Source organism: Ruegeria sp. YTSA135, from assembly GCF_059610165.1.
In genome coordinates, this window is sequence record NZ_JBXWNC010000015.1 from 1 (window position 1) to 12,435 (window position 12,435).

The 12,435-nt window shown below is 54.3% G+C and carries 13 protein-coding genes, 2 pseudogenes and 1 riboswitch; of the genes and pseudogenes, 3 read left to right on the forward strand and 12 right to left on the reverse strand.

Features of this window, described 5'->3' with window-relative positions:
* Positions 1-187, forward strand: a 187-nt coding sequence (locus AC2FIT_RS17285; RefSeq protein ID WP_496831278.1) for a hypothetical protein, incomplete at its 5' end; no start/stop codon positions are given.
* Between the two features lie 202 nt (positions 188-389).
* Here AC2FIT_RS17285 and AC2FIT_RS17290 read toward each other — a convergent pair.
* The 3 genes and pseudogenes from AC2FIT_RS17290 to AC2FIT_RS17300 all read right to left on the reverse strand — a co-directional run.
* A pseudogene (locus tag AC2FIT_RS17290) lies at positions 390-1,610 on the reverse strand (IS3 family transposase); the annotation flags it as partial.
* Between the two features lie 34 nt (positions 1,611-1,644).
* A complete protein-coding gene (locus tag AC2FIT_RS17295) occupies positions 1,645-1,782 on the reverse strand; it encodes a hypothetical protein (RefSeq protein WP_496831279.1) in 138 nt (45 codons plus the stop codon).
* 94 nt (positions 1,783-1,876) lie between these two features.
* The gene (locus AC2FIT_RS17300; RefSeq protein ID WP_496831280.1) at positions 1,877-2,695 is read right to left on the reverse strand and encodes a DUF2189 domain-containing protein; all 819 of its coding nucleotides are present in this window, start codon (positions 2,693-2,695) and stop codon (positions 1,877-1,879) included.
* A 226-nt stretch (positions 2,696-2,921) separates the two neighbouring features.
* Between AC2FIT_RS17300 and AC2FIT_RS17305 the strand changes: the two are divergent.
* Positions 2,922-3,166: pseudogene (locus AC2FIT_RS17305) on the forward strand (transposase); the annotation flags it as partial.
* Between the two features lie 16 nt (positions 3,167-3,182).
* Here AC2FIT_RS17305 and AC2FIT_RS17310 read toward each other — a convergent pair.
* From AC2FIT_RS17310 to AC2FIT_RS17320, 3 genes are all read right to left on the reverse strand, one after another.
* Positions 3,183-4,172, reverse strand: a complete 990-nt coding sequence (locus AC2FIT_RS17310; protein WP_496831281.1) for a hypothetical protein — start codon at positions 4,170-4,172, stop codon at positions 3,183-3,185.
* A gap of 193 nt (positions 4,173-4,365) precedes the next feature.
* Positions 4,366-5,085, reverse strand: coding sequence for a glutathione S-transferase family protein (locus AC2FIT_RS17315; RefSeq protein WP_496831282.1), 720 nt, complete (start codon positions 5,083-5,085; stop codon positions 4,366-4,368).
* Complete coding sequence (locus tag AC2FIT_RS17320; RefSeq protein WP_496831283.1) at positions 5,072-5,680, reverse strand: NAD(P)H-dependent oxidoreductase; 609 nt, start codon at positions 5,678-5,680, stop codon at positions 5,072-5,074. Before AC2FIT_RS17320 ends, AC2FIT_RS17315 begins: the two co-directional genes overlap by 14 nt.
* 132 nt (positions 5,681-5,812) lie before the next feature.
* Between AC2FIT_RS17320 and AC2FIT_RS17325 the strand changes: the two genes are divergently transcribed.
* Entirely contained in the window at positions 5,813-6,184 is a 372-nt protein-coding gene (locus AC2FIT_RS17325) for a winged helix-turn-helix transcriptional regulator (RefSeq protein WP_496831284.1), read from the forward strand.
* Positions 6,185-6,345: 161 nt separating this feature from the next.
* Here the strand turns inward: AC2FIT_RS17325 and nrdF are convergent, their stop codons facing one another.
* The 6 genes from nrdF to AC2FIT_RS17355 all read right to left on the reverse strand — a co-directional run bounded on the left by nrdF (position 6,346) and on the right by AC2FIT_RS17355 (position 12,296).
* The gene (gene nrdF, locus AC2FIT_RS17330; RefSeq protein WP_496831285.1) at positions 6,346-7,317 is read right to left on the reverse strand and encodes a class 1b ribonucleoside-diphosphate reductase subunit beta; all 972 of its coding nucleotides are present in this window, start codon (positions 7,315-7,317) and stop codon (positions 6,346-6,348) included.
* 11 nt (positions 7,318-7,328) lie between these two features.
* Positions 7,329-9,452 (reverse strand): class 1b ribonucleoside-diphosphate reductase subunit alpha, encoded by a 2,124-nt coding sequence (gene nrdE / locus AC2FIT_RS17335; RefSeq protein WP_496831286.1) that lies wholly within the window; start codon positions 9,450-9,452, stop codon positions 7,329-7,331.
* Positions 9,434-9,838: a class Ib ribonucleoside-diphosphate reductase assembly flavoprotein NrdI gene (gene nrdI, locus AC2FIT_RS17340; RefSeq protein ID WP_496831393.1), complete on the reverse strand. Its 405-nt coding sequence runs from the start codon at positions 9,836-9,838 to the stop codon at positions 9,434-9,436. Before nrdI ends, nrdE begins: the two co-directional genes overlap by 19 nt.
* A 24-nt stretch (positions 9,839-9,862) precedes the next feature.
* The gene (gene nrdH / locus AC2FIT_RS17345) at positions 9,863-10,084 is read right to left on the reverse strand and encodes a glutaredoxin-like protein NrdH (protein WP_496831287.1); all 222 of its coding nucleotides are present in this window, start codon (positions 10,082-10,084) and stop codon (positions 9,863-9,865) included.
* An 83-nt stretch (positions 10,085-10,167) separates the two neighbouring features.
* A riboswitch (cobalamin riboswitch) is annotated at positions 10,168-10,360 on the reverse strand.
* A gap of 116 nt (positions 10,361-10,476) precedes the next feature.
* On the reverse strand, positions 10,477-11,478 hold the full coding sequence (locus tag AC2FIT_RS17350) for a HupE/UreJ family protein (protein WP_496831288.1): 1,002 nt from the start codon (positions 11,476-11,478) through the stop codon (positions 10,477-10,479).
* Positions 11,475-12,296, reverse strand: a complete 822-nt coding sequence (locus AC2FIT_RS17355) for a peptidyl-prolyl cis-trans isomerase (RefSeq protein WP_496831289.1) — start codon at positions 12,294-12,296, stop codon at positions 11,475-11,477. Before AC2FIT_RS17355 ends, AC2FIT_RS17350 begins: the two co-directional genes overlap by 4 nt.
* Positions 12,297-12,435: the final 139 nt, after the last annotated feature.

Sequence of the window (12,435 nt, forward strand, 5' to 3'; positions counted from 1 at the left end):
AGGCTTTTTGCATCCCGCCATTGCCGCTCAAAACACTACGCAAGCATCAGGGCGGAAAATCACTGTAGCGGAATTGCTAAAGGTAAAGCTTGCCCAAGCGCACGAAACACGCCGCAACCAGCCAGGATTTGCTATTGCCGAACGTGAGGTGCTCGTACCCCCTCGTCCGCTGGTAACTCTAAACTGATATAAGTTATTAGAAAATTAGGGCGGTCATATCATCAAAGCCCCCGTGAAAGGCAGAAATTCATATCAACGTGACACCTGTCTAAGAAGAGGACAGTGGGTATCGCTATGATGCTGGGTGAACGGGTAAATGCTATTATGACCCTCGACAGAGATTTTCGGAGACCGTGGACTGTTTTGTAACGGAGGTTCTGGTTTTGAGTTTAGGCGGCAGCGGTTTGGCGCTGTAAGCGGCGTTTCTGGATTGTCTGTTTCTTGATCTCCCTTCTCATCTTCAAGATATTCGCGCTCCGACCGTGATAGACATCGGCGGGTGTCAGGTTTTTGATGCTCTCGTGGTATTGGTTGTTGTTGTAGTGATTGTCGATTGCACCGATCTGACATTCGAGATCGCCCGGCAGGAATTAGTTTTCCAGGAGAACCCGGTTCTTCATCGCCTGATGCCAGCGCTCAATCTTGACCTGTGTCTGCGGGTGTGTGGTGCGCCTTCAACGTGGTTCATACCTTTGTCGTCGAGATATTTGGCCAGATCGGCTGCGACGTAAGACGAGCCCTTATCGCTGAGTAGACGGGGCTTCTGAGCAACCGCTGCACAGGTGCAGCCTGACGCCTCCAGTGCCAGAGTGTCGGTGACATCTTCCGCCTTCATCATGGTGCAAAGCTTTTATGCAATGATATTGCGACTGTAATCGTCGAGGATGGTCGACAGGTAGAACCAACCCCAGCCAATGACTTCAAGATAAGTTAAGTCGGTCTGCCACAGTTCGTTCGGGCCGGTAGTCTTGTCGCGAAACTCATCCGCAGCCCGGATCGCAACATGGGCCGGAGCTGTGATGAGGTTATCGGTCTTGAGAAGGCGGTAAGCGGATGACTCGGACACAAGATACCGTTTCTCATCGATGTATTTGACCGCCAACTCGCGGGGCATCAGGCCCTCATGATCCAGCGCAAATTCAACAAAGTCTCTGCGGATGCCATTCTGGTTACGGTTCCACACCGAGTTCGGACGGGGAGAGTGACCAGCAAGCTCGTCGATAACACCGTCAGCCCAATGTGCATACCAATCGTAATAGGTGCTGCCGGGAACGTCGATCATCGCCAGGGTCTGCTTCTCTGGCAGATGACGCCTCGACCGTGCGGATGATCTCAAGCTTCTCCGACGCTGGGTATCTCATTCGTCGTTGGCCCCTATCCCCGAAGGTGCGTTTTGTGAACAGCCTGTTCTCAAGCATCAGTTCGGCGACAGCCTCCTTCAAGGCCAACGCTTCGGATCGTAGTTCCCTGATTTCAGGAGCCGTCGCCCGTCGGGCGGTGCCACCAGCCAGCCGGCTCTTTCCAGCCTCAAGGCATTCCTTCGACCAGGAATAATACAGGCTCTCGGCAATGCCCTCCCGGCGGCAACGTGCAGCGATGCTCGCCTCGCCAGAACAAGCCGCTATGGGTGATAAAAAAATTATTCTACTCCAAGCGCTTGCCGCTTACTGATGGTTTGTCGTGGGTTTTCGGGAAGAAACGGCCAAGCTTATCCATCTGATCGTCGGTCAACGGATACAGGTCACCCTTGCGGTCGCTCCGCGTCGCGCTGCGATGCTGCATGACGGGTCATAGCTGCCTATTCAACCGATCGACGCGTCTCACTCATCGAACTTTTCAACAGGTGCGAAACAAGTCACGATCATCACTGGATCGATCACTCTTCCGCTTGTGACACGGCCCTCTGATAAAGATGCCATGTGGTGTGTCCAAGGATCGGCAGGGTGAAGATCAAGCCAAGGAATGCTGGAACCAGCGACAACAGCATGGTGACCGAGATGATTGCTGCCCAAGTCAGCATCACGCCTGGGTTTTCCGTGACGGTGCGAATGGATGTAATCATAGCCGAAATGAAATCGATGTCCCGGTCAAGAAGCAGAGGCATCGCGATTACAGTCACCGTGAACAGGACAGCCGATAAAAACGCGCCTGAGCAGGTGCCAATTGCAAGAAAGGTCCAACCTTCTGTGGTAAAGAATACGGTGTTCAAAAACCCGCTGAAATCCGAGAAGGATGCATCCTGCAGTATGATCGCCAACCACAGCCGGATCTGGTACATCCACACCCAGAAAACGAACAGGGTGACAAAGGCCATCCAGCCCATTTCGCGCTTGCGTTGATTAATCATGACAGTCAGGATTTCGGACCATCCGAAGTTTTCATTCTTTTGCAATCGACGGGATATTTCATAAAGCCCGGCTGCAGCGAAAGGCGCGACCAGTGGAAAGCCTATTATGGCGGGAATGATCATCCAGATCTTGCCAAGCCATACCAAGCTCCAAACAAACAGGATCCCGAAAATGGCATAGAACAGGCCGAAGAAACCGCTCATGAAGGGACGAGCCAAAAAGTCGGAAAACCCGGCCTTCAGCGACGCGGTGATATCACCCCTAGTCACCTTGTTGACCTTGGGAATAGCCTTTTGTTGTGGCATCGGATTGTCTGGTGGTGTGGAACCTGCGGTCTTGGATGTCATGGCATACTCCTCCCGAGGCAGGGCGCTCTGCTGGTCCGTTTGCGAAAAAGCCCGGCGGTGAAACGGACATCCCTCCTCTGTACGCAAGTTTGCCTCAGCCGAGGCATTTCGGCAACGAGGGAGTATCGCAGCCATGCCCGCAACGCCGAAAGGGAACCCTGATTAGGCTTCGGGCGCTCTACAATCGCAGGAAGCGACGAGGTGAGTAGGGTGCTTTTGCGGATGATGGCTGTTCCGAGGCCGTGGTCATGGCGCGGATAGGTTTCGTGGCGCATAGAAAGACAATGGGATGAAAGCCCGAACTGTCGGTCGAACGCAGCGCAAGCTGCCTGTGAAACGTGGCAAACGACGCAACCGGACCGAGATCATGTTCGGCACGCTCAACGATTGGAGACGCGTCGCAACCCGCTTTGATAGATGTCCAAGGTCTTTCACTCAGCCATCGCACTCGCTGCGACCGTCATCCAGTAGTTATAAGTCACTCGCTTTAAAAGCGAATTCCCCGCCGCTGAGATGGAACCAAGCTGTCCGGGCGCGCCGCAACGCTGTTTCGAGCGATTTCTGCAAAACCCGGATCGTTCACAATCCAGTGGCGCAAAGTCTTTGCGATGGCTTCCCGTGTTTGGCGTGGCCCGTGCAAATAGTGAATCATCATTGCCTGGAAGATTGCGTCTTGGCTTTCAGCGCTTAGGCGGGGCGCGGCCGAGACTGCTGCGCTTACTTTGTTCACGCCGTCCAATCCGTCCCTTTCAATAATTGCGGTTGCATAGGCACCAAGCAATCTATCCTGCGCGTGGGTCAGAGAACGTTCAAACCCTTGAAGCAGAAACTGTCCAGCGGCCTCGGAGTCGCTAAAGCCAAGGGTGAGTATCTTAGCAGGTTTAAGGTATATCTCACGAGGATTGGAAAAGCTGCCCAACAGTGTTTGTGTGTCTGAACTGGTGTCCAGGGTTTGCAGAATACTATACGGAGCCTGGTCAAGCTCGTTCAGGGCCATGTTCCGTATTGAAGGCTCTTTGTGGCTGAGAAGCGATCCGAAGTACTGGTAGCGGCTGACGCGCTGAGTTGACCAAGCCTCAAGATTCGAAAGGATATGCTGGAAAACCTGCCTGTTCGATGCGTCGATATAGGCCAAGCGCGCCCAATTTCCGGCCTCGACGTTTTTTGCGAACAAGACCCTGCCGTCCGAATTGCTGCCAAGTTTTCTGCGTGTCGTACTGTCCACAAGAAACGGTATCTCTGCCTCGGTCAAATCTCCTTTGATCGCCTCGGAGGCTTTGTACTGAAAGGGCATGTCAGGGTCAGTTGTGGCCAGTACCACCACTGCTCCGTCCATCAGAGAGCTAACCACGCTTTCACGTGCCGACACCGCATGAAAACCGCATGGCATCGCCGCCGTGGGCAGGAATGTCAGGGTGCAGGTTAACAGCACGGTTGAAACACAAGATCTTATCATCAGATCGAACCTGAAAGACATGCGAAGTATTCTAACATGCTTTCGTGGCCTAGCGTGATCAATTTGTTCGGCTGCCGGGCACCAGACAAGTGGTGAATGGGCGTGGTCGGTCGCCAGACAGACGTGCATTGACGTTAGTCGCAGTCGCCCCACCGATGCAGTAAGGTCTGTCTGGTTATTCGTTTAGGGCGATGATTGAACTTGTGACTATCGGTCAACCCTTTCTGACATCACCGGCAAACCGCGCCGCGTTTTCCTTGGCAAAGGCGCTGGCATCGGCGTTTGCGTCCCAAAAATGCGGGTTTGCCTTGGGAATGGTCAGTGCCTTTTGTACGGATGGGCGCGCGTCAATATGGTCGAACCATGCCTGAAGGTGAGGTAAACCATCAACACTTGTGCGTGCCCAGACATAGGCGCGTGCCCATGGATAAACCATCATATCCGCGATCGTGTATTCCCCGGCCGCAAGCCATTCACGACCTTCCAGATGGGTGTTCAGAACCTCAAGCAGGCGTCGCGATTCGTCAACATAGCGTTTGATTGAGAACGGTTCTTCATGTCCGTTGGGGGCCGCGATGTGCTGAAAATACATGGCCTGACCCATCATAGGACCGACATGGGCAACTTGAAAGAACATCCACTGCATCACCTCGGACCGTTTGACCGGGTCTGCGGGAAGGAACGCCCCGTATTTCTCAGCCAGGTGCCAAAGGATTGCACCGCTTTCAAAAATCGCACGCCCCTCGGCCCGGTCCTCAATCACCGGGATTTTGCCGTTTGGGTTGAGTTTCAGATAGTCCGGCGTTTTCTGTTCCTGTTTCGAGAAATCGACGGAGGTCAGATCGTAGGGAATGTCACCCTCCTCAAGGAAGATAACCGGCTTGTATCCGTTCATGGTGGCCGCGGTATATAGGTGGATATCAGGCCGGGACATAAGCGACCTCTGGGAAAACAGAGTTCAGGTGGGCATCAAACCGTTTGAAATCCGCCTCGATCTCGGGGTTTTTCATGACATCAAACGCGGCGAAGGTTGGTAACTGCTCCATGGCAAAGAACTTGGCGTTCAGATGAACCGGGCGCAGCAGGTCATCGACGCTGCCGCCTTGAAAGAAGGGTTCCGACGGGGCGTCGAACGCTTCTTTTGGTGCGTTGAATGTCACGGACAACATGTACTTGGTGCCCTTGAGTGTTCCGCCCATCCCATAATTCGCTTTTGGAGCCTCTATCGTGCGGCCATCGCCAGCACATAAACGCCCATCCATTCCGGCGGTATAGACATCGTCCATGTACTTTTTGAACACCCAGGGTGTTCCCATCCAATTCACCGGAAACTGCATGATGATCACATCGGCCCAAACATGCGACGCAACCTCGGCTTCGACGTCATACCCATCTGAAATGGTTGTCAGTCGTACTTCGTTTCCTTTTGCGGCCATGGCCTCTTGCGCCCTTTGCGCAAAGCTTGCGTTTAGCCTGCCAGGGGCAAATTCATAGGGCTGCGTACCTTTGATGATCAGAATGTTGCTCATGTCTGGAACCTCGTTCAATTGACTGATTGACGCTTGACTTGAAGCGGCTTGAAGGGAAAGTTGTGTTTCCTGAGATGGAAAAGCAACCAGTATACTTTTTGTAACCTGCCTTTATGCCTATGGAGGTGCGCAATGCGGGCTCGGGTCGAAGATGATGCCAAGGGACGAAGACAGGTTTATGAAGCCTGTACAGAGCCTTGTGCGATTGAGCGCGGCATGCGGATCATCGGCGGAAAATGGACAGGATCAATCCTTTGGCACCTCAAAGACGGTCCTGTGCGTTTTAACGATTTGTCCCGAATGGTGGGCGGTGCCAGTAAAAAGATGATTGCCGAACGTCTGCGCCAGCTTGAGGCGCAAGGGTTGGTGCGGCGTGAGGTGATGGATACTGCACCAATCTCAGTCCAGTACGAGATAACCAAGAGGGGACGCACGGCGCTTGGGTTTTTGGACGCATTGCGTGAGTGGAGTGAGAGTCTGCCGCAGCATAACTCCGATGCCTGACCCACGTGTCTGTCAAAGGTACAATTGGCCAGATGTGAATTAGGTGTATTGCTGTTCATTGAGGACTTGATCACGCGGACGCGTCACATGGAAAGCAGATTAAGACTGCATAAAAACCGAAAGAGAAACGCGTATGCGCGTTTCCCGTTTCTCGGTAGGATCTAGAAATCCCAGTCTTCGTCTTCGGTCGCGACAGCCTTGCCAATTACATAGGATGATCCCGAACCCGAGAAAAAGTCGTGGTTCTCGCTGTCAGGGCTGAGCGCGGCCAGAATGGCCGGGTTCACCTCGGCAACCTCTGGTGGAAACAGCGCCTCGAACCCGAGGTTTTGCAGCGCCTTGTTGGCATTGTAGTGTAGGAACACCTTTACGTCTTCGGTCAGTCCGATCTCGTCATACAGTTCCTCAGTGTACTGATTTTCGATGCCATAAAGCTCGAACATCAGCGAGAAGGCGTAGTCCTTAAGTTCCTGTTGCTCATCATCCGAAAGCTTTTCATAGCCACGCTGAAATTTGTAGCCGATGTAATAACCATGCACGGCTTCATCCCGAATAATCAGGCGGATCAGGTCGGCGGTGTTGGTTAGCTTCGCGCGGCTGGACCAGTACATCGGCAGGTAGAAGCCCGAATAGAACAAGAAGCTTTCCAGAAACACAGACGCAATCTTGCGCTTCAGCGGGTCGTTGCCCGGAGCATAAGTGTTCAGGATTGCATCGGCCTTGGCCTGCAGATGCGGGTTTTCTTCGGACCAGCGGAAGGCTTCGTCGATCTCTTTGGTCGAACAGAGCGTCGAGAAGATCGAAGAGTAGCTGCGCGCGTGCACGGCCTCCATAAAGGCGATGTTGGTCAGCACGGCCTCTTCATGGGGTGTCACGGCGTCGGGCATCAGGGCAGGGGCACCGACCGTGTTTTGGATCGTGTCAAGCAGGGTCAGGCCGGTAAAGACGCGGATGGTCAGCTGTTTTTCGTGATCCGTCAGCGTGGCCCAGCTTTGAATGTCGTTGGACAGCGGTACCTTTTCAGGCAGCCAGAAATTCACCGTTAGGCGGTTCCAGACCTCAAGGTCCTTGTCATCCTCAAGACGGTTCCAGTTGATCGCGCGGGGGATCTTGGTTTGAACCATGTCTTTCATTTCACTTCCCCTTACAAAGAGCAGGATACGCAGCCCTGCACTTCGGTCCCTTCAAGGGCCTCTTGGCGCAGACGTACGTAGTAGATGGTTTTGATGCCTTTCTTCCACGCATAGATCTGCGCGCGGTTGATATCGCGGGTCGTGGCCTCGGCCGGGAAGAACAGGGTCAGCGACAATCCCTGATCGACATGTTCAGTGGCCGCGGCATAGGTGTCGATCAGCGCTTCGGGGCCGATCTCATAGGCATCGCGGTAATATTCAAGGTTGTCATTGTTCATGAAAGCCGCGGGATAGTAGACACGGCCGATCTTACCCTCTTTGCGGATTTCGATCTTCGAGACGATGGGGTGGATCGAAGAGGTCGAGTTGTTGATATAGCTGATCGACCCGGTCGGCGGCACCGCCTGAAGGTTGCGGTTATAGAGGCCGTGTTTCATTACATCGGCCTTCAGCACCGCCCAGTCGTCGCGCGTGGGCAGGGTCATGCCGTCGAACAGAGCTTTCACCCTGTCGCTTTCCGGCAGCCAGTCACGAGTCGTGTATTTGTCAAAGAAAACACCCGAGGCGTAATCTGACTCCTCGAACCCTTTGAACGGCGCGCCCCGCTCTTGCGCCAGATCGCAGGAGGTACGGATCGCGTGATAGGCCACAGCGGCAAAGTAAACGGACGTAAATTCAATGCCTTCCGCACTGCCATAGTGAATATGTTCGCGCGCAAGAAACCCGTGCAGGTTCATCTGCCCCAGACCGATGGCATGGCTTTCGTCATTGCCCCGGCGCACAGATGGCACCGAGTCAATCGCCGACATCTCGGACACCGCGGTCAGCGCCCGGATCGCGGCCCCAACGGTACGCCCAAGATCACCACCATCCATCGCCTTGGCGATGTTCAGCGAACCGAGGTTGCAGGAAATATCCGTACCCAGATGGGAATAGCTGAGGTCATCGTTGAACTCAGACGCTTCATTGACCTGCAAAATCTCGGAACACAGGTTCGACATATTAATCCGGCCTGCGATGGGGTTCATCCGGTTCACCGTGTCTTCGAACATCACATAGGGATAGCCGGATTCGAACTGGATCTCTGCAATGGTCTGGAAGAATTCACGCGCGTTGACCTTGGATTTGCGGATACGCTTGTCATCGACCATCTCGTGATACTTCTCGGAGACCGAGATTTCCGAGAACGGAACGCCATAGACCTTTTCCACATCATGCGGTGAGAACAGGTACATATCAGCGTTTTTCTTCGCAAGTTCAAAGGTGATATCGGGGATCACTACGCCCAGAGACAGCGTTTTGATACGGATTTTCTCATCCGCGTTTTCGCGCTTGGTGTCGAGGAACCGCATGATATCGGGGTGGTGTGCGTTCAGATAAACCGCACCCGCGCCTTGCCGCGCACCCAGCTGGTTGGCGTAAGAAAAGCTGTCCTCCAGCAATTTCATCACCGGGATCACGCCCGAGGATTGGTTTTCGATCCCTTTGATCGGCGCACCATGTTCGCGGACATTGGTCAACAATAGCGCCACGCCGCCACCGCGTTTTGACAGTTGCAGGGCCGAGTTGATGCCGCGCCCAATGCTTTCCATATTGTCCTCAAGTCGCAGCAAAAAGCATGAGATCAACTCCCCGCGCGAGGCTTTGCCTGCATTCAGAAAGGTTGGGGTCGCGGGTTGGAACCGGCCATCCAAAATCTCTTCCATGAAGGACATGGCCAGCGCCTCATCCCCACGGGCCAGTGCCAGTGCGGTCATCACAACACGGTCTTCGTAACGCTCCAGAAAGCGCTGCCCGTCACGGGTCTTCAGCGTGTACGACGTGTAATATTTGAACGCGCCCAGAAAGGTCGGAAAACGGAACTTCTTGGCATAGGCCGCATCCCAGATCTTGCGCATGAAATTCTTGGAATACTGATCCAGAACGGCTTCTTCATAATAGCCTTCAGAGACAAGATACCCCAGCTTTTCGTCCAGTGAGTGAAAGAAAACGGTATTCTGATTTACATGCTGCAGAAAATACTGCCGCGCGGCCATGCGGTCCGCATCGAACCGGATTTTACCCTCGCCGTCATAGAGGTTCAGCATCGCGTTCAGCGCGTGATAGTCCTGCTCGTTTAGGCTGCTGTCGAGCATAGGTGTCTCCCTAGTTTCTCAAGGCCTGCGCGCACGCGGGCGATGTCGGTTTCGGTGCCGGCCAGCTCAAAAGAATACAGCAGTGGCACGTTGCATTTCTGGGCGATGATGCGACCGGCGAGGGCATAGGTCGCACCGAAATTTCGGTTACCGGCGCCGATAATTCCAGCGATCCCGGCGCGCCTGTCCGGATCGTTCAGGAACTGAATGACCTGTTTCGGCACAGCGCCGCGCCCTTCGCCATCGGCATAGGTCGGGCAGATCAGAACAAACGGATGCGTGGGGCGTGGCATCTGGTCCATTCGCATCGGAATGCGCAAAGAAGGCAGGCCCAGCCGCGTGACAAAGCGATGGGTATTCCCTGACTTCGATGAAAAGTAGACCAGCGTCGGGCTCGGCGCCGACACCCTTTAGGCCAGTTGGGCGATCATGTCAGGCCGAAACCCCGACCAGTGATCGCTTCCGGCGACAACAACAGGAGCTTGACGATAGCCCAGCTCGATCACGTGGGTCATGGCGCTGTCATCTTGCGTCAGGTCAACCACGTCATAGGTAATACCTTTTGCATCCAGCGCGCGGGTGGTGGCGGTACATTGCACGCATGCGGGTTTGGAATACACGGTAATGCTCATCTGTCCTCTGTCCTTTTCATCAAAAGCCGAGGACGCCATCGCGCAGATATTCCCTGCGCACGCCCCCGAACCCTCCGTTCGTGGTTATCGTTCTTGCTTGCGGCAGGTCTCCTGGCTCGCGGATCGACGTTCAGGCTGGCCTTCCCAAAAACACTGTTTCAGTGGCGTGTTCAGCCGAACTTTCCGCTTACAGTTGCGGGGGCAGCGCCGGAATTTCACCGGTTTCCCTCTTAGTTTTCGACCGGAATCGAAATCACCGAAGCAACTTCATATTGGGTATGGAAGTAAGGCGTTGTCAATATGTAGTATGCGCTTCGTGTTAATTTCTTCGTTGGGGTTGGAGTATCAAACACGCCGCACCCTTGTATCTCCGACAGTCCAGCGCGCCATCTTTAGAAACCATTCACGCGCTGGACAAGCCAGAAAAGCGACACACACCCGATGGCATAGCCAGTGATCGACCTTGCAATCGTCTCTGACCCTGATGGAACAGGTCGTATCACATGGCGCCACAAGAATATCCCGAGCGAAAGGCTCGCAACAAAAACAAGCTGACCCGCTTCGACCCCAACATTAAAAGCCAAAAGTGCGGTCGGAATATCCCCGGAAGGCAGGCCAATCTCGGTCAGGGCGCCGGCAAAGCCAAGCCCGTGCAAAAGGCCGAAACAAAAACAGACAATCCAGGGAAACTGCTCTGACAACCTGACTTGGCCATCTTTGTGTTTGAGGATTTCCAATGCCATAAACACGATCGAAAGGGCTATCACGGCCTCGACCGGGGCGGACGGAACGTGCAACACGCCAAGCGTGGCCAGCGCCAGCGTTATCGAATGCGCCACGGTAAAAGCCGTCACAGCCCCGATCAAGCGCCATGGATCACGCACCAGAACAAACAGGGCAAAAACGAACAGGAGGTGGTCCAAACCTTCCAGGATATGCTCGAAACCGAGCCAGAAGTAATTAACGAAAACGGATGAGGTGGATGCATCTTCTGGCAGGTTCAGAACAGTCGTCTCAGGCGTAAATCGCAATGTTGCAGCCGAGGCGTCCAAGGGTTGATACCGCAACAAAACGTCGTTGCGCTGCCGTTCCAGGCCCTGAATAGTCACAGCCTGACCGGCGATCTGGGTATTGCACGCGGCGATCCACGAAGAAACCCAGGCGGCTGTGTCGAAAAAGGGCTGCGGCCCCTGCGCCGGAGTGCAGGACGCGGGCAGAATGGCGTCGACCTGCATCGGTTGCCCATTTACATCTGGTATGCGCCAAAACACCTGCCATGTACTGGGAGTAAGCTGTTTCAGGTCCAGATATCCGGGGTCAAGGGCATGCGCATGGCTGGTTTTGGGCAGGCAGACAAGCCATATCGCCAGCATCAAACCAAGCAGCCCCTTCATTCCTGCGGTTCCGGTGCTTGAATGCGGTATTGTGCGGCAAGGCTTTCATACTGCGACTCAGCCAGTTCCTGCGCTGTGTCCCGGCGCCATGCAGCCAAAACTTCTTCCCGAACCTCATTCAAAGGCGGCAGGACTTCAGGCCGTGTTTCGGTAATCCTGACAAGGTGCTGCCCATAACCGGATTGGATCGGACCAACCCACTCGCGCGGCTCCAACATAAACAGCGTGTTTGAAAAACCCTGACCGAACGTGCCATCAATGGCACTGGAAGCTGAAAGAGGTAATGAGCTTGGCATCAAAGATCCCAGGCCAATCTCAGACCAATCCTTACCTGCTTGCAGTTCGGAAAATGCCCGGTCGATTTCATCCGATACTGGTTGAGCGCCAAGAAAAATCTGATCGAATGCAATCTGCGCAGGCACCGTAAACCGCGCGACATTTTCCGCGAGATATGTGTTAAGCGTATCGTCCTCGGGGAGCACGGATGACGCAATCCCATCGAACAGAAAGTTCATCTTTTGCGCCAGCCGCGCCCGAACAATCTGATCTCCGCGATCCAGCCCCAGCTTGCGCGCCTCGCGCACAAGAACCTCTTCACGTATCCTTGCGTCAATCAGGGCCTGTAATTCATCACTGCGTGGCGCGCGTTTCCAAGTGGTTTCAAAACGGGCCGCCAAAAGGTCAACTTCGCCATTGTCGATCACTATCGTCTCGGACCGCTCAGGTGTTCCGCCCGTTTGGCCGACCAGAGAAAACCAGCCAAATATGGCTGCTCCAATCAGAATGAAGTGAAGCAGGGGCTCTTTCAAAATGCGCATGAACAATCCTGAAGCCAAGTCGTTGCTTGCGTCAATCGTAGGGTGGGGCTGTGGCGCAAGTCAAATGGCTGACTGGCGGGTTCTTCATGAAAACCAATGCTGTGACCCAGTGTCGAGACGTTTCATTGAACGCCTCGAC